This window comes from Pseudomonas mandelii (assembly GCF_900106065.1).
Lineage (GTDB): Bacteria > Pseudomonadota > Gammaproteobacteria > Pseudomonadales > Pseudomonadaceae > Aquipseudomonas > Aquipseudomonas mandelii.
In genome coordinates this window covers 6,531,529-6,547,068 of the sequence record NZ_LT629796.1, presented here as the reverse complement: position 1 = coordinate 6,547,068, position 15,540 = coordinate 6,531,529, and the positions used below count along the sequence as shown (strand labels likewise).

Sequence of the window (15,540 nt, the reverse complement as noted above, 5' to 3'; positions counted from 1 at the left end):
GCATGCTCTATCTGTGCCTGAAATACCTGCACGTCATTGCCGCGATTTTCCTGTTCGGGTTCGGTATGGGCTCCTACCTCTATCTGATCGCGGCCAGTCGCACAGCCAACCCGCAAGTGATCGCGCACGTCGCCAGAATGGTGGTGCGCTTCGACACCTGGATTACCACCCCGGCAGGCTTCATTCAGATCGTCTCCGGCTACCTGCTGATGAAAGTGTCCGGGCTGCCCATGAGCACTGAATGGATTCTGACCTCGTTGATCATTTTCCTGTGCGTGGGGTCGTTGTGGCTGCCGGTGTTGGTGCTGCAGAAGCGGCTGCACGGGATGGCGTTGAGCGCGGTGGAGACGGGCGAGGGGCTCGACGCGCAATACCGGTCGGTCTACCAGAAGTGGTTCTGGATGGGCGTGATGGGTTTTGCGGGGATGTTTGTGATCGTGATGATGATGGTCACGAAGATGACGCCGATGCAGTTGATCGAGGCGGTGGCCTAGCGCAACGGCCACGCCTCATATTTGATCTGGCGTTGTCGCCTAGTGGGTCTCAAGCCACTCCTGAAACCGGGTCGCGCCGACAATGGGATTGGCACCTGGTGTCAGCGACTGGTCATTGATCGGCGCACCGAAGTAAGGGACCGTGTCGTCCGCGACGGTCTGGCGCGGGTCCCGGGTGTGCTTCAAATAGTCGCTCGCGAACTCGATGAGGGGGCGGTTTTCAGGGCCGGCCACTTCGACCGTCTGATTGATCGGTGCTTTCAACGCGATGTCCGTCAGTGCCGCCGCCACATCGGCCGAGGCTACCGGTTGCAGCGCGGCGGACGTCAAGTGAATGGTGTCGCCTTCCTCGCGCCCGGAGTGAGCAATGGCATGGATAAATTCGAAGAACTGCGTGGCCCGCACAATGGTGTAGGGAATGCCCGACTTCTTGATGAGTTTTTCCTGGGCCATTTTCGCCCGGAAGTAACCGCTATCGAGCATCCGCTCGGTGCCGACCACCGACAGCGCAACATGGTGTTTGACGCCGTCGATTTTCTCCGCCGCGATCAGGTTGTGCCCGGCGGTTTCGAAGAAGTGCAACGCCGCGTGGTCCTCGAACGAAGGCGAGTTCGACACGTCGACCACCACATCCGCACCTTTCAACGCCTGCGTCAGCCCCTCGCCACTGATGACATTGACGCCGGTGCTTGGCGACGCCGCCAAGGCTTCATGCCCCAGATCCTGCAGGTTCTGGCAGAGCTTGCTGCCGATCAGCCCGGTGCCACCGATGACGACGATTTTCATGTCCTGTCTCCCGAAGCGGTGAGTGCTTGAATCATTAAACACCTGTGCAGGTGGCCGTATCGGGCGCTGGTGCACGTTGCCGACAGGAGGTCGGAAGTCTCAATGCCTGGTGGAATAAACGGTGGTTCTTTGCTTTAGTCCACCTGTCTGGCCAGCGTGTGCCACGACTGGAGCGCCCCATGAACACTCGATTCCCGTCGTTTTCCGTACTGGCTGCTGCGCTTGCCTTCGGCTTTTCTCCAGGTGCCGAAGCGGCCGAATACACGCAAGTGAATGAAACCGCCAGCACGATCTCCTTTACGTACAACCAGTTCAGCTCGCGGGTGTACGGCACGTTTGACACGTTCAAGGCCACACTCGACTTCGACACGGACAACCCCGAGGAGGGCCGTGCCGCGCTGACCATCCAGCTCGGCAGCATCGATGCCGGTAGCGAAGACGCCAACACCGAACTGCAAAGGCCCGCCTGGTTCGACACGCAGAAGTATCCCGAGGCGACGTTTGAATCGACCGCCGTGAACGCGCTGGGTGACCACCGCTATTCGATCACCGGCAAACTGACGCTGAGGGGCGTCACCCGTGAGGTGACTGTTCCGGTCCTCCTGAAAGAGGAGGAGGCCATCGGGATCTTCGATGGCCAGCTAACGCTCAAGCGTAGCGACTTCAAGGTCGGCGAGGGTGAATGGGGCGACACGGTTGTTTCCGACGACATCATTATCCGGTTTCGGATGGTTGCGCCGCAGCGGTAGCGGTCAGTGGGGTCTAACGGCAAGCATCCGCCACGGCCTTCTCGGCCCGTTCAATTTCCTGCTTGATGTCCGTGGTGATCCGCTGTTCCTTGAACTTCTGTTCGAGGAATTGCTGGCTCCCCTGGTTTTTCAGCTCCGCGTCGGTGGCGGCGTCCTGCGCCTGCAACTCGGCAGCGTGTGCGTCTATGACAGCTTCAACCTCGGCATCATTCTTCGCGGTATCCAGGGAGCTGACCAATTTGCCGACTTCGGCTTTCTCGGCTTCGGCGTAAGCATCGACAGACAGCCCGGCAGCCATCGCTCGTGCTCGAATTTCCACCTCTTCCTTGTGCTGTCGAGCTGCCTTGCACACTGCATCCCGGCGCGCGCGTTCGCCAGTGTTCCATTCTATAAACCCATACGTCGTCACTCCGATCATGGTCAGGGTAATGACGGCGCTGATAAGTTGGGCTCTCACATTGCGCAACCTCAACAGTCAAGTGGATCCGTATGAGTCACTATCGCCCGATTCCATTGGAGGCTTCAAAAGCGTAGCAGGACGAACGCGTTGTACGTTGCTGGCGCAATGTCATTTGGCTCGATGCCTAGGGATAGCTCACTTTGTGCTATTACTTTTCTGACGATTGTCACAGAGGCTTTAAGGGCGCATTGCCGTGAATGTGCGGGTACCCACGAGTCGTAATTGTTTGTTTGCCTAGGTGGCAGGATGCCACAATCGCTTTTTTTGTCGCAGCATCATGATCAGGCGGATCAAATGGGTGGCCCAGGATTTCGGCACGACCAGGATGCTTTCATCGCAGCGCAGGTGCGCAGTGATCGATTGCATCAGCTTTTCCACCAGTCATTCCCTGCGATTTTCGGCAGTTTTCTAGCCGCGATCATGCTGTGCGGGCTGTGCTGGGAGCGTTTTGATCACTCCGTCCTTTTCACCTGGATAGGGCTGCTGACAGCGTCGTCGTTGCTGCGCCTCCTGATGTTCGTGGCCTGGTTTCGCTGCCCGGACAGTGAGCGCACCCCGCAACGCTGGGAGAGGAAATACGGGTTCACGCTGGTGTTGTCCGCCGGTATCTGGGGGGCGGGTGCATTTGCGGTCATGCCGGCAAACGACCTGTTGGCCCAGGCACTGGTCATGCTTTTTGCCGTCGGCATGTCGGTCAGCGCGGTGTCGTGTTATTCGGCGTATCGATACATGACGCTGGCGTCGATTGGCCTTGTGTTGTTGCCGTGTACGCTCTGGCTGCTGTTTCAATCGTCAGCGATTCAGGTCGGCATGGCGCTGGCCGTGATTGTGTTCGCCTCATTCGTGGCCAGCGCGACACGCAAACTGGCCGAAGCCCTGGAAACCGCCTTCCTGCTAACCCGCGAAATGGAACGCGCCCATCGCATTGCCACTTACGCCGCACAGACCGATGAACTCACCGGCCTGAAAAATCGCCGCGCTTTTTTCGAGCATGCCCAGCAACTGTTCCATGACTGCCAACACAACCGGTTACCGTTGTGCGCGGTGATGCTGGACATGGATCACTTCAAGCACATCAATGACACCTACGGTCATCAGGTCGGGGATCAGGTGTTGCGGCAAATGGGCGTGATCATCAACCGGTCCTTCCGCGACACGGATGTCTTCGGCAGGCTCGGCGGTGAAGAGTTCGCGATCCTGCTCCCGGATACTTCCATTGAAGTCGCCCTTAACATCGCCGAGCAACTTATCCAGTCGATCGGTGGATTGATGACCGGACCGGTTCACCGTATATCGGCCAGCCTCGGTGTGGCAGCGATGGACATCGGCGACAACGATTTTCAAAGTTTGCTGAATAACGCGGATAAAGCGCTGTATCGAGCCAAGGCGCGTGGGCGTAATCAGGTAGCTGTTTCGGAGTAGGGAGGTAGAAAGGTTTTTCGGCCCTGCTTGAAAGCATTCACGCGATTGGCGGGTTGCGCAATTGTTGTAGCAGCCGGACGCTGGCTGCTACAGGCAGGTGGGCGTTTAAGCGAGCTTCACATTCATGGTGATGCGCGCCGTGAACACCTTCTTGCCTTCGGCATCATGAATATCCACCGGCACGATCTTGTCGCCCTCCGTCTGCCAATCCACCGCCTCGCCATCGGCCACCGCCGTCACATCGCTCTTGGCCTTGGCCAGGTACTCGACCGTCATCCCTTTCGGAATCCAGCGCGCACCGGCGGGAATGGACACGTCGGTCATCGTCCCTGCCGCCAGTTCGGCGGCGTTGCACATCGCAATCGCATGAACCGAGCCCAAGTGGTTGGTGATCTCCTTGCTGAACGGCACCTGCACCGTGGCATGACCCGGGCGCAACGCCGAGATCAGCGGCTTGATGGTGCTGAAGTAGGGGGCCACCTGGCAGGCCATTTTGCTGAATGCTTCCGGGCCGGCGCTGTTGAACATGCTGAGAAACTGACTCATTTTGAAGCCTCGCTGAGGGATGGTTTTACAGAATACTGTTCTGTAACAGAACAATATTCTGTGACGGAACAGTATTCTGTTGCGATTAAATCTGTCAACCTAGCGCAGCTTTCTCACCGGCAGCCGCCTGCCTTGTCATGAATTTTCTGGCCTGTATCCCGCATGGAAACCGCAGATCTACTCGAGCGCAGCTACCCCGGCAGAAGAGCCGAACTCAAGCGCGACATCTTCAGAAAAGCCTTGGCCCTGTTCAACGAACAAGGGCTCGAAGCCACGACCATCGAAATGATCCGCGCCGAATGCGATACCAGCGTCGGCGCGATCTACCATCATTTCGGCAACAAGGAAGGCCTGGTGGCCGCGTTGTTTTTTACGGCGCTGGATGACCAGGCACTGCTTCGCGACAGCTACCTCGCCGAGGCACAGACGACCGAAGAGGGCGTGCACGCGCTGGTCCACAGTTACGTCGATTGGGTCGACAGCCAACCCGACTGGGCGCGTTTCCAGTACCACGCGCGATTTGCCGTCACCAAAGGGCCGTTCAAGGAAGAACTGGCCACTCGCAACAAAATCCGTAACCAGACACTCGGCCAATGGCTGGCAGAGCCCGGCCGACGCGATGAATTGCGCGCGTTTCCGGCCGAATTGCTGCCGTCGCTGATCATCGGCCAGGCGGACAGTTACTGCCGGGCATGGTTGTCGGGGAGGGTGGTCGCCAGTCCGAAGGCCTACCGGGAATTGCTGGCAGAAGCGGCGTGGCGATCAATCTGTGACAATAGCCCCGCCGAAACCCAGTAAAGCGATCCCGGAGTCAGAATTTCAATGTCCGAACTCACCCACTTCGACGCCCCGTGCCCGGAGCACATCAACAGCCAGATCCTGCAGATGGTCGTCGACAACCTGACCGACATCAGCATGGTCGGCATCGCGCCGAGCAACCCGCTGTACAACGTGTATCAGTACGCGGTCGGTTACGAAGTGCATCTGTACCTGGAAGCCCTCGGCGGGTCCAAGGGCATTGCGGTCGAGTTGATCGTCGCCACCGACGATGAAGACCCTGAAAAGGTCATCGGCTTTCTGCTGTACCTGCCGGTCAAGGACGATCCCGAAGCCTGCGGCGTGGCCTACATGGCCGTTGACTCGGGTCATCGCCGCCGAGGCGTCGCGCGGACCATGTTGCAAGACATGATCAGCCGCTACCCCCACGCCGAACTGACCTGCACCGTGGCCAAGGTGCCGTGGTTCGAGTCGATGGGTTTTCAGGTGCTGGGCGTGCGCGGCACGCAGGTGCTGATGAACACCCGCGACCACAGCAGCGAAGGCTTGATGGGACTGTTGGATGTCACATTTATCTACAGTTCTCTAGAGGTTCGGCAGATACATAACTACTTGCTGCAAAAACACGGAAAGCGCGCGATGGTCGATGCCGAAAAGCAACGCGACCGGCATCTGGACCAAATGACCCACAACGCCAAGGTGTTTGTGCTGAATCGTTTGGGCCGGGACGCGGCGAACGAGCCCCGTCTGGACTAGACTCATAAGTCCTTTTGGGAGCGCGTGGTCGTCCTGCCATGATATTCTGCGCGCCAACTTGGTTTGACCTATTCAGTTGGCCCGTCCTTGAGACGTGCCGACAGGATCAATGTCGCTCAAGTAGCTGAAGCCAATAATGATAAAAAGTCAGTTCAGTAGGGACATATAAATTGAGGTCGATGCAGACAGTCGGCCTTGTGTGCCCACCCTTCGATTCTTGTGTACGAGCACCCACGACGTCCTGCCTGAATGTCGTGAACCAAGGGGCCGTGAGCGGGAATGGAAGGGCGGATGGCGTTTTATCATAGGTGCTACAGATGTTTAAGAAAATGAACACGGCCCTGCTGGGGCTGGCTTTGTCGATGGGGATCACGTCCGTTCACGCGGCAGAGGCAAAGAAAGTCGATGTACTGCTGATCGGCGGCGGCATCATGAGCGCGACCCTGGGTGTCTGGCTCAACGAGCTGGAACCTGGCACTTCGATGGAAATGATCGAGCGCCTCGACGGCGTCGCCCTGGAGAGCTCCAACGGCTGGAACAACGCCGGTACCGGTCACTCCGCCCTGGCCGAGTTGAACTACACCCCGGAAGACGACAAGGGCAACGTACAGATCCCGAAAGCCGTTGAAATCAACGAAGCGTTCCAGATCTCCCGTCAGTTCTGGGCCTGGCAGGTTCAGCAAGGCGTGCTGAAAAACCCGCGTTCGTTCATCAACTCCACGCCGCACATGAGCTTTGTGTGGGGCGATGACAACATCAAGTTCCTGAAGAAGCGCTACGAAGCCCTGCAAGCGAGCCCGCTGTTCGCCGGCATGCAGTACTCCGAAGACCCGGCTGTGATCAAGAAGTGGGTTCCGCTGATGATGGAAGGGCGCGACCCGAACCAGAAAATCGCGGCCACCTGGAGCCCGATCGGCACCGACGTCAACTTTGGCGAAATCACCCGCCAGTTCGTCGCGCACCTGCAAACCACACCGAAGTTCGACTTGAAACTGTCTAGCGAAGTGCAAGACATCACCAAGAACGACGACGGCACCTGGCGCGTCAGCTACAAAAACCTGAAAGACGGCACCCAGTCCGAAACCGACGCCAAGTTCGTGTTCATCGGCGCGGGCGGCGGTGCACTGCACCTGCTGCAGAAGTCCGGTATTCCTGAAGCCAAGGAATACGCAGGCTTCCCGGTAGGCGGCTCGTTCCTCGTCACCGAAAACCCGACCCTGGCCGAACAACACCTGGCCAAGGCCTACGGCAAAGCCTCCGTTGGCGCACCGCCAATGTCGGTTCCGCACCTGGACACCCGTGTCCTGGACGGCAAGCGCGTCATTCTGTTTGGCCCATTCGCGACCTTCAGCACCAAGTTCCTGAAGGAAGGCTCGTACCTGGACCTGCTGACCACCACCACCACGCACAACGTGTGGCCAATGACCAAAGTCGGCATCAAGGAATACCCGCTGGTCGAGTACCTCGCCGGCCAACTGATGCTGTCTGACGAAGACCGCCTCAACGCCCTGAAAGAATACTTCCCGAACGCCAAAGCCGAAGACTGGCGCCTGTGGCAAGCCGGCCAACGCGTGCAAATCATCAAGCGTGATGAAGCAGCGGGTGGCGTGCTGAAGCTGGGCACCGAGATCGTTGCATCGCAAGACGGCACCATTGCCGGCCTGCTGGGCGCATCGCCGGGCGCCTCGACGGCTGCACCGATCATGCTGACCGTGCTGCAGAAAGTGTTCAAGGACAAGGTCGCTTCGCCTGCCTGGCAGGAAAAGCTGCATCAGATCGTGCCGAGCTATGGCACTCAGCTGAACGGCAGCCCTGAGAAGGTTGCGCAGGAGTGGGCTTACACTGCCAAGGTGCTGCAACTGACTCCGCCACCGGCGATTGGTCAGGTAGCGGCTCCGGCTGCTGCTCCGGCTGATGCTGATAAGGCGAAAGCGCCGAAGGCTAATGCTGCCAGTGATATGGCTTTGTAAGTAGAAGCGTAATCAGAGAAAGCCCACTGACCGGAGACGGTCAGTGGGCTTTTTTGTGCTTCAAACTCAGCACTTGCTGGCCCGTAATATCCAAGACTGACACCGCCTCTGTGGCGAGGGAGCTTGCTCCCGGTGGGCTGCGGAGCAGACCCGTTCAGGCCATGCTCATTCAGAGCGGTACATCAATTCCAAGCGTTCTATCCACTCGTTTGTAGCGCCAAATCTTGCGTAATACTTCATTCTTTCCAGGTCACTCAATTGAGTGAGGAAGGGAATGAAGTAATTGTCGTTGTAGTACCCTTGAGCACCTTGCATCTCTCCACCCCACCAGGAAGGGTTGTACCCTTCAAACGCTATCCATGGGGGAGGAGGGGCAAAATTCTCGCGCAAAATAACATTCATGAAATCGATGCTGTTCGTAACCATTCGAACAGTTGTTGAGTTGAACTCCCTTGTGGAAGTAAAAAATACTAATTGCTCGTTTTTTTCATCGTTAACATAGTGCTTTGCAGGTAGCTCATTAAATGTTTTTTCAGATGTGTATTTAAAATTTGCTTCGACGAACGCCAGAAATTTATGAGTGTCTGCGTGCTCAATTAAAAATGAAGAATAAAAGGCTGGAATACCCAGTCCTTCTAAAGATGATGTTTTGGGGTAGTAGGGCAGCCGACTAATTTCGCTTGTTGAAGGATCAGCGAAAATGGTTCTTAGCTCTGAAATGGAATATCCAGCAATTTGCTCTTCTGGTTCTTGCTTCATGAAGGATTTGAAACGACTAAAAAAACTCATCACCAGACCTCAGTCTTGTACGTAATCAGTAAGCCAGGTTGCACCCAAATAACCCGCCGTACCGAAGATAATTCCACCAACAGCAGCACTGACAATTGCTCCTGGGCCCGTTTCTATACCAACAGCAGCACCTACCGCCAGGCCAATCCGTCCTCCCGCGATTGCGGCCCCCCAACCTCCAGCTTGCTTGACTACTTCGACCGAGATCGGTTTGACGCTATTTTGCTTGATTGACTCATCTGTAGCCAACTTCAAGTCATAGGCGGTAAAACCGATGGCAAAAACCCTTACAACTCTCGCTCCCTTAATCAACATGTTTGTTGCTTTGTAGGAACTTGGGGTAAAGACTGCTTTGGCCGGTACTTTTTCAGCCTGAACCAGTACTTCTTTGTCTATATTCTTAACCCAATCTGCGATTTGGTCTATCTGGACGACTTTCTTTGGGGCGACTTTTTTGTATTCGTCGAGTGACTTTAATATCTCTTCGGTGGATACAAGCTTTGCACCTGCTGCTTTTGCTTTTTCTATATCAATGTAAACGGTCTTGCCCTCGAATCGCGGCGACCCGTTTGGAAATTCAGAGCTGGTAGATAGATAGCTGGACGGATATTTTCTGCTGCTAAATACGTGCTCCGCTACCGTGGCGTTGGATTTCGGGTCTATAGGTATCATGCCAAATTTTTCCGGCCATACCTCGTGCTTGATTTGAAACGCGGGGAGGTTCTTTGCGACAAGGTGAGGATTATCTGGTGAGGAGTAGATTTTGCGAACTAGAAAGCCATCTTTACCTATTTCATCGACGACAACGAACAAGTGAATGTTGGCAGGCATTGAATAGCCAGGCACATTGCTAACCGACCCGGCCTGTTGATTTGTAGGGACTTTACAAGAAAACTCAGTCATGCATCGCCCCACTTTTCGAGCGCGGCAACACCTGTGGTGATTTCCAGCGTTTCCTGTTTTTTGGTTGTGATTCGTGGCGTATGTCCTGACTCGTCAGAAAAGCCGGTGTAAACCCGGCCTGCTTCATCTTTGATGTGATACGGCACATAGGCAAGAGGCTGGCCGTCGCTCCCGAGAATACGAAACTGCTCATTGAATGGCTGCAACCACAACGGCATAGGTAAGGGCGGGACGAAGTCCGCAGGCGAGTGGACGTTGCCAATGATCACCGTTCCGGAGCCACTCACCACGTTATTGCCGTGGGCACCAACACTGCCGACCGTTGCGGCGGGTTTACCGTTTATAAGAACGGTAGAAGCGACCTCTCCTACAATGGGGCTGCCGCACGTACTTTTGTCGTCTTGGCGAGCAGCAGCCAACCCGTCAAAGAATACGTCGGGAGATCCCGCGGCGATGGGGTTTACTCCGTGGCCGGGTAGCGGACAGCTTGTAGGATCCGTAACTCGGGCAGCAGGTTTTCCAGCCATTTTGAACGTCCTTGTAAAATATGAAGTGGAGGATTGTCACACAAAGAATCCGCTGACAACCATGGCCATCCTTTTTAGCCCATTCACGACCAATACTTCCCGAACGCCAAAGCCGAAGACTGGCACCTACAGAAAGTGTTCAAGGACAAGGTGGCTTCGCCTGCCTGGCAGGAAAAGCTGCATCAGATCGTGCCGAGCTATGGCACTCAGCTGAACGGCAGCCCTGAGAAGGTTGCGCAGGAGTGGGCTTACACCGCCAAGGTGCTGCAACTGACGCCGCCGCCAGCGATTGGTCAGGTAGCGGCTCCGGCTGCTGCTCCGGCTGATGCTGATAAGGCGAAAGCGCCGAAGGCTAATGCTGCCAGTGATATGGCTTTGTAAGTAGAAGCGTAATCAGAGAAAGCCCACTGATCGGAGACGGTCAGTGGGCTTTTTTGTGGGGAGTGGTTTTCGAGGGGGTAGATTCATCTGGGCTCACATCTCGGTGCTTCATCCAAAGCCTGTCTCAACGCATCAAAAATTTTGAACCGCCTTTGGACGCGCTCGCCTAATGATTAGCTTGTGAACGAATCGCAAAGGCAATGTGCCAATACCGGCATTTTCCGAGAGGTGGTCAACGTGGCTAAAGACGAGAAGAAAAGCAAAGGTGATGCTTCGAACGCCAGCAAGGATTTGAAAGACAAAAAGTCATCGAAGGCAAAGAAATCAGCTGCGGCCTCGGCTCTTTCGAAATCTTCCGAAAAGAAAGACAAGAAAAAAGATGCCGAACCGAAGAAATCTGCAAAAAAAGCTGATAGCAAGCCAGACAAGGCTAAGAAATCAGACAAGGCAGAAAAGCCGGCGAAAAAGAAAAAGTGACCTCTGCGATCTGCTAGGGCGTTACGCCCTAGCTTCCTCAGGCCAAATTGCGAGCAAGCCTGGCCCACCTCAATACCCGGTTATCGCAGTGCTTCGCGTCGATATTGTCCGGGCGATTTTCCGTGAACACGGCGGAACGCGACTCCAAAGGCAGCATCCGACAGATAACCCAGCGAAGCGGCAACGGTAGCGACGTTGTCCGTGCCATCGCGCAACCTCGACGCCGCCACTTGCATGCGCCATCGCGTGACATATTCGCCGGGCGACTGCCCCACGCGCGTCTTGAATAATGCAGTAAAGCCAGAGCGGGACATGCAAGCCATATCCGCCATTTCAGCCAGCCTCAAAGATTTTTCGGGTGCGCCATGAATGGCACGCAACACCTTGGCGATGACCGGATCTCGAAGTCCTCCCAGCCAATTCAAATCAGTAGCGTCGGCGGCGGTGATGCGATGGCGAAGCACGTGAATGAAGATCAGCCGCAGTAGATCGTTGCACATTGCATGCGCGCCAGCTTGATTCGATTGCCACTCACGATCCAGTTCATCCAGCAGCCAGCCAAACGACGATGCGCCTCCGGACCCGGCGCGGATGATGAGTGCAGGCGGCAATGCATCGAGCAACTCCATCGCCGCAGGACCGACAAGTGAAACGCTGCCGCCCAGCAACTCGACATCGTCACCCACGCCGAACATTGCCGACGCCCCCGCATGGGAAAACACATCGGAGGCATTTATCGCCTCCACATCCGGCCCGCTGGCCAGAACGAACGGCGTACGAGCAACGACAAAACAGTCGCCAGCCCTCAGATGACAAGGCGCCATGCCGTCCATGCGCAACCAGCACTCGCCTCGTCGCACGACATTGAATTTCAATTCGATGGGCCGGAACTGTAATGCCCAAGTGCCGCCTGCCTGCAATCGCACGGAGCAGGCGGCACGCAGTCCTGACAGCGCCAGGACTTCGGACAAGGGATCAGAAACTGAATTTTGGATGATCACGATAGAAAACCGGGTTTCTTGAGCTGTTTCGTCCAGCGAGCTTAGTGAAGAATCGAGCACTTCGATACCTGCGAGGGAGATTTCTCATGCCGACGCTTCAAAACCCTATTCACTCCGACTTCAATGCCGCCAGTACCGCCGCCGAGGTCATGGCAGGTGTTGACCTGACCGGCAAAATTGCGATCGTCACCGGCGGTTATTCGGGAATCGGACTGGTCACCACGAAATGCCTAACCGCGGCGGGCGCACACGTTATCGTTCCCGCCCGAGATCCGGTCCGGGCCCTGGCCGCCCTGGCAGAGGTCAAGCGGGTCGAAGTACTGGAGATGGACTTGATGCAACCCGCATCGGTTGAAGCCTTCAGCCGACGCATGCTCAACAGTGGCCGTCCGATCTCGCTGCTGATCAACTGCGCCGGGGTCATGGCCTCGCCACTGACGCGAGACGGCGATGGGCACGAAAGTCAGTTCGCTACGAACCATCTCGGTCATTACCGCCTGACTTGCGGGCTGTGGCCGGCACTGATTGCCGCGGGCGCGGCGCGCGTGGTTTCGGTCTCGTCACGAGGGCATCAGATCGCCGGGGTGGATTTTGACGACATCGATTTTTTGCGCCGGCCATACGACAAGTGGGTGGCGTACGGTCAGTCGAAAACCGCCAACGCACTGTTTGCGTTGGCGCTCGACAAACGCGGACGTCATCGCGGCGTGCGGGCATTCTCGCTGCACCCGGGGCAAGTCCTGACCAGCCTCGGACGCCATCTGAGCAGCGCCGAAATAGCCGCATTCGACGTGCTGGATGAGCACGGTCGGCAGCGCCTGAACCCGGAGATCGGACTCAAGACACTGGAACAGGGCGCTGCAACCGGCTTGTGGTGTGCGACCAGCGCCACGCTTGCAACCTTGGGCGGTGTTTACTGCGAAGATTGCAATATCGCCTCTATCAACGAATCGGAGACGGGACGCAAGGGCGTGGCCAGATGGGCAGTCGATCTTGAGTATGCCGAGCGTCTTTGGGCCGCATCGGAGCAATGGACAGAGATGACAGTTTCATAAATCTGATACTGTTTTTTATGTTGGATCTGAGTCTTTTTTTAGTGCGTCGGTGCTCTATAGAGTGCGCGTCCGACGCACTAGTGGACAGTGATCGGCCGCCTACTATTTCTGGCTCTCTGAAGACCGGACGACCTCGAGAGTCTTCAGGAACCACCATGAATACTCGTCCTGGTTTTCGCAGCAAGACACTCCCCGAATCGCAACGTGACATTCTCGGTATGATCGCGACCGATCATCATCTGGGCGACATACTCTGCGCCATCTGCCAGATGCACGACGCACAGGCCCCCGAAACCTTCTGTTCGATACTGCTCACTGATGCCGAGGGCAAACGCTTGCTGAGCGGCGCGGCGCCCAGCCTTCCGGTCGAATACAGTGACGCGATTCATGGAATGGCCATTGGTCCACAGGAAGGAACCTGCGGCACCGCTGCGTTCCGGCGCGAGCTTGTAGTCACCGAAGACATCGCCCGGGACCCCAACTGGGAGCGTTTCCGCAGCCTGGCGCTGGGGCATAACCTGCGTTCCTGCTGGTCGGTGCCTTTGCTCTCCCATCAGGGACGCGTGTTGGGTACATTTGCCCTGTACCAGAACCGCGTCCATGCGCCGGACGAGGCGCAGATTCAACGACTGGACCGCGCGGCCCAACTGGCAGTCATTGCGATTCGTCATGAGCGTGATGGCCAACGACTGGAGGAAAGCGAACAACGTTTTCGTTCATTGTTCACCTACAACCCCCACCCCGTGTTCTCCCTCGATCTGTTCGGCAATATCCAAAGTGTGAACGCAGCAGGCCTGAAGCTGAAACCGTACACCGCAACCGATTTCATTGGTCATCACTTTTCCCATCTGGTACTCGAAGAGGACCTGGAGCGGGTCAGTCAGCATTTTTCCGCAGCCCGCGCCGGAGAACCTCAGCGCTTCGAGGCACGGGTTCTCGACGAGAGTGACAATCTGCTGACCATGGACATCTCTAACCTGCCGATCATGGTCAACGGAGAAATCGTCGGGGTATTCGGCATTGCCCGGGACATCAGCGAGCAGAAGCATTACGAGCGCCAGTTGAGCTTCAACGCCAGCCATGACCGGCTGACCGGCTTGCTCAACCGTGTTTCGCTTGAAGAACGGCTTGTTCTGGATTGTCACATCAGTCGTCGGCGCAAGCGTCGTCTGGCGGTGATGTGCATTGATCTGGATGGATTCAAATCCATCAACGATTCGATCGGACACTACTTCGGCGATCAGGTGCTGATTGAGGTGGCGCAGCGTATGACCCAGCAGATTCGTCCCGGCGATACCATCGTGCGCATGGGCGGTGATGAATTTATCGTTCTGCTGCCGGACTTGCTTCGTGATGAGGACGTTGTACCGGTAGCCGAGCGATTGATGGCCAGCATTGCCAGGCCCTACTGCATCCAGGGCATTGACCTGCACCTGAGCGCAAGTGTCGGCATCACCCTGAACGATGGTCACATCGAGCAGCCGATGCAGCTGATTCAGCAGGCTGACATGGCCATGTACAAAGCCAAGCAGCAAGGGCGCAACAACTTTCAGTGGTACACCAGCGATCTAAATCAGCGCGTTTGCGAGCACGCGAGCCTGCGCAATGACCTGCAAAAGGCTATCGAGACCCAGTCGCTCAAGCTGCATTATCAACCGCAGATAGAAGCGCGCACGGGTCGGGTGGTCGGGATCGAAGCGTTGCTGCGCTGGGAGCATCCGGAAAAAGGATTTATCTCCCCCGCGGTGTTTGTGCCGGTGGCAGAGGACAGTGGTCAGATCATCCCGCTAAGCCTTTGGGTACTCGATACGGCCTGCGCGCAACTGCGCCAGCTAGGCGAGCAGGGCATTACGAGCATCTCAATGGCCGTGAATATTTCGCCGATGCATTTTCAGCGTGGCCAGTTCGTCCAGTGTGTCCAGGCCACCCTGGAGAAACATGGTCTGCGTGGTGAGCAGTTGGAGCTGGAGATCACCGAGTCGCTGCTGTTGCATAACGCGGAACAGGCAATCGACACGTTGCACCGGCTCAAGGCGCTGGGGGTGCGCATTGCGCTCGATGATTTCGGCACCGGTTTTTCCAGCCTCAGCTATCTCAAGCGTTTGCCCATCGACAAGATCAAGATTGACCGCTCGTTCATTCAGGAAATCGCTACCGACCCTCACGATGCAGCGATCACCCAAGGCATTATTTCCATGGCCCATCACCTCAGTCTGACGGTGGTCGCCGAGGGCGTGGAAACGGCGTCCCAGGTGGATTTCCTGAAGGGCAGTCGTTGCGATATTTTTCAGGGGTATTACTTCGCCAAACCGATGCCTTGTGCAGAAATCGAAGCTTTCCTGAGCCATCCCGCGTCCCATCCCTGACCGGCCATTATGTCGGGTCTCAGTCCTGAAAATCAGACGCTAAGGCAAATTTTCAGACTCCAGCGCAGAACTCCCTCTCCT

General features: G+C 56.6%; 16 protein-coding genes and 1 pseudogene. 10 read left to right on the top strand and 7 right to left on the bottom strand.

Annotated features, from left to right (window positions below):
- Positions 1-2: 2 nt before the first annotated feature.
- Positions 3-494, top strand: coding sequence for a DUF2269 family protein (locus BLU63_RS30315; RefSeq protein WP_010459366.1), 492 nt, complete (start codon positions 3-5; stop codon positions 492-494).
- 39 nt (positions 495-533) lie between these two features.
- On the opposite strand, the gene BLU63_RS30310 is transcribed toward BLU63_RS30315, so the two are convergent.
- Positions 534-1,280 (bottom strand): SDR family oxidoreductase, encoded by a 747-nt coding sequence (locus tag BLU63_RS30310; RefSeq protein ID WP_010459367.1) that lies wholly within the window; start codon positions 1,278-1,280, stop codon positions 534-536.
- A 179-nt stretch (positions 1,281-1,459) separates the two neighbouring features.
- Between BLU63_RS30310 and BLU63_RS30305 the strand changes: the two genes are divergently transcribed.
- Positions 1,460-2,029, top strand: coding sequence for a YceI family protein (locus tag BLU63_RS30305; protein WP_083377019.1), 570 nt, complete (start codon positions 1,460-1,462; stop codon positions 2,027-2,029).
- Positions 2,030-2,042: 13 nt separating this feature from the next.
- On the opposite strand, the gene BLU63_RS30300 is transcribed toward BLU63_RS30305, so the two are convergent.
- Positions 2,043-2,486: a hypothetical protein gene (locus tag BLU63_RS30300; protein ID WP_042932138.1), complete on the bottom strand. Its 444-nt coding sequence runs from the start codon at positions 2,484-2,486 to the stop codon at positions 2,043-2,045.
- A 297-nt stretch (positions 2,487-2,783) separates the two neighbouring features.
- On the opposite strand from BLU63_RS30300, the gene BLU63_RS30295 reads away from it, so the two are divergent.
- Positions 2,784-3,911 (top strand): GGDEF domain-containing protein, encoded by a 1,128-nt coding sequence (locus BLU63_RS30295; protein ID WP_083377323.1) that lies wholly within the window; start codon positions 2,784-2,786, stop codon positions 3,909-3,911.
- A gap of 105 nt (positions 3,912-4,016) precedes the next feature.
- On the opposite strand, the gene BLU63_RS30290 is transcribed toward BLU63_RS30295, so the two are convergent.
- Positions 4,017-4,457 carry a hotdog fold domain-containing protein gene (locus tag BLU63_RS30290; RefSeq protein WP_083377018.1) on the bottom strand — a complete coding sequence of 147 codons (441 nt, stop codon included), beginning with the start codon at positions 4,455-4,457 and terminating at the stop codon, positions 4,017-4,019.
- 162 nt (positions 4,458-4,619) lie between these two features.
- Here BLU63_RS30290 and BLU63_RS30285 point away from each other — a divergent pair, with 162 nt between their 5' ends.
- The 3 genes from BLU63_RS30285 (at position 4,620) to mqo (ending at position 7,960) form a co-directional block, all read left to right on the top strand.
- Positions 4,620-5,255, top strand: a complete 636-nt coding sequence (locus BLU63_RS30285) for a TetR/AcrR family transcriptional regulator (RefSeq protein ID WP_083377017.1) — start codon at positions 4,620-4,622, stop codon at positions 5,253-5,255.
- A 24-nt stretch (positions 5,256-5,279) separates the two neighbouring features.
- Complete coding sequence (locus BLU63_RS30280) at positions 5,280-5,990, top strand: GNAT family N-acetyltransferase (RefSeq protein WP_083377016.1); 711 nt, start codon at positions 5,280-5,282, stop codon at positions 5,988-5,990.
- Between the two features lie 317 nt (positions 5,991-6,307).
- Complete coding sequence (gene mqo / locus BLU63_RS30275) at positions 6,308-7,960, top strand: malate dehydrogenase (quinone) (RefSeq protein WP_083377015.1); 1,653 nt, start codon at positions 6,308-6,310, stop codon at positions 7,958-7,960.
- 165 nt (positions 7,961-8,125) lie between these two features.
- On the opposite strand, the gene BLU63_RS30270 is transcribed toward mqo, so the two are convergent.
- Genes BLU63_RS30270 through BLU63_RS30260 form a run of 3 tightly spaced genes read right to left on the bottom strand, consistent with a single transcriptional unit; the run spans position 8,126 to position 10,179 of the window.
- Positions 8,126-8,749, bottom strand: a complete 624-nt coding sequence (locus BLU63_RS30270) for a hypothetical protein (RefSeq protein WP_083377014.1) — start codon at positions 8,747-8,749, stop codon at positions 8,126-8,128.
- 9 nt (positions 8,750-8,758) lie between these two features.
- The gene (locus BLU63_RS30265) at positions 8,759-9,652 is read right to left on the bottom strand and encodes a glycine zipper family protein (RefSeq protein WP_224795517.1); all 894 of its coding nucleotides are present in this window, start codon (positions 9,650-9,652) and stop codon (positions 8,759-8,761) included.
- Positions 9,649-10,179 carry a PAAR domain-containing protein gene (locus BLU63_RS30260; RefSeq protein ID WP_077750538.1) on the bottom strand — a complete coding sequence of 177 codons (531 nt, stop codon included), beginning with the start codon at positions 10,177-10,179 and terminating at the stop codon, positions 9,649-9,651. The genes BLU63_RS30265 and BLU63_RS30260 overlap by 4 nt, the downstream gene beginning before the upstream one ends.
- Before the next feature lie 126 nt (positions 10,180-10,305).
- On the opposite strand from BLU63_RS30260, the pseudogene BLU63_RS30255 reads away from it, so the two are divergent.
- Together BLU63_RS30255 and BLU63_RS30250 are read left to right on the top strand one after the other, a co-directional pair.
- A pseudogene (locus tag BLU63_RS30255) lies at positions 10,306-10,560 on the top strand (malate:quinone oxidoreductase); the annotation flags it as partial.
- A 180-nt stretch (positions 10,561-10,740) separates the two neighbouring features.
- Positions 10,741-11,037: a hypothetical protein gene (locus BLU63_RS30250; protein WP_176580846.1), complete on the top strand. Its 297-nt coding sequence runs from the start codon at positions 10,741-10,743 to the stop codon at positions 11,035-11,037.
- An 80-nt stretch (positions 11,038-11,117) separates the two neighbouring features.
- Here the strand turns inward: BLU63_RS30250 and BLU63_RS30245 are convergent, their stop codons facing one another.
- On the bottom strand, positions 11,118-12,098 hold the full coding sequence (locus BLU63_RS30245) for an AraC family transcriptional regulator (RefSeq protein WP_231990924.1): 981 nt from the start codon (positions 12,096-12,098) through the stop codon (positions 11,118-11,120).
- Positions 12,099-12,124: 26 nt separating this feature from the next.
- Between BLU63_RS30245 and BLU63_RS30240 the strand changes: the two genes are divergently transcribed.
- Positions 12,125-13,093 (top strand): oxidoreductase, encoded by a 969-nt coding sequence (locus tag BLU63_RS30240; RefSeq protein ID WP_083377012.1) that lies wholly within the window; start codon positions 12,125-12,127, stop codon positions 13,091-13,093.
- Positions 13,094-13,248: 155 nt separating this feature from the next.
- Entirely contained in the window at positions 13,249-15,459 is a 2,211-nt protein-coding gene (locus tag BLU63_RS30235; RefSeq protein WP_083377011.1) for a putative bifunctional diguanylate cyclase/phosphodiesterase, read from the top strand.
- The last annotated feature ends 81 nt before the right edge of the window (positions 15,460-15,540 follow it).

Excerpts from the sequence above, each read along its gene's own strand:
- BLU63_RS30260 (WP_077750538.1), bottom strand. The coding sequence starts at position 10,179 with ATGGCTGGAAAACCTGCTGCCCGAGTTACGGATCCTACAAGCTGTCCG.
- BLU63_RS30295 (WP_083377323.1), top strand. The coding sequence starts at position 2,784 with ATGGGTGGCCCAGGATTTCGGCACGACCAGGATGCTTTCATCGCAGCG.
- BLU63_RS30240 (WP_083377012.1), top strand. The coding sequence starts at position 12,125 with ATGCCGACGCTTCAAAACCCTATTCACTCCGACTTCAATGCCGCCAGT.
- BLU63_RS30280 (WP_083377016.1), top strand. The coding sequence starts at position 5,280 with ATGTCCGAACTCACCCACTTCGACGCCCCGTGCCCGGAGCACATCAAC.
- BLU63_RS30290 (WP_083377018.1), bottom strand. The coding sequence starts at position 4,457 with ATGAGTCAGTTTCTCAGCATGTTCAACAGCGCCGGCCCGGAAGCATTC.
- BLU63_RS30265 (WP_224795517.1), bottom strand. The coding sequence starts at position 9,652 with ATGACTGAGTTTTCTTGTAAAGTCCCTACAAATCAACAGGCCGGGTCG.
- BLU63_RS30285 (WP_083377017.1), top strand. The coding sequence starts at position 4,620 with ATGGAAACCGCAGATCTACTCGAGCGCAGCTACCCCGGCAGAAGAGCC.
- BLU63_RS30315 (WP_010459366.1), top strand. The coding sequence starts at position 3 with ATGCTCTATCTGTGCCTGAAATACCTGCACGTCATTGCCGCGATTTTC.
- BLU63_RS30310 (WP_010459367.1), bottom strand. The coding sequence starts at position 1,280 with ATGAAAATCGTCGTCATCGGTGGCACCGGGCTGATCGGCAGCAAGCTC.
- BLU63_RS30235 (WP_083377011.1), top strand. The coding sequence starts at position 13,249 with ATGAATACTCGTCCTGGTTTTCGCAGCAAGACACTCCCCGAATCGCAA.
- BLU63_RS30270 (WP_083377014.1), bottom strand. The coding sequence starts at position 8,749 with ATGAGTTTTTTTAGTCGTTTCAAATCCTTCATGAAGCAAGAACCAGAA.
- BLU63_RS30305 (WP_083377019.1), top strand. The coding sequence starts at position 1,460 with ATGAACACTCGATTCCCGTCGTTTTCCGTACTGGCTGCTGCGCTTGCC.
- mqo (WP_083377015.1), top strand. The coding sequence starts at position 6,308 with ATGTTTAAGAAAATGAACACGGCCCTGCTGGGGCTGGCTTTGTCGATG.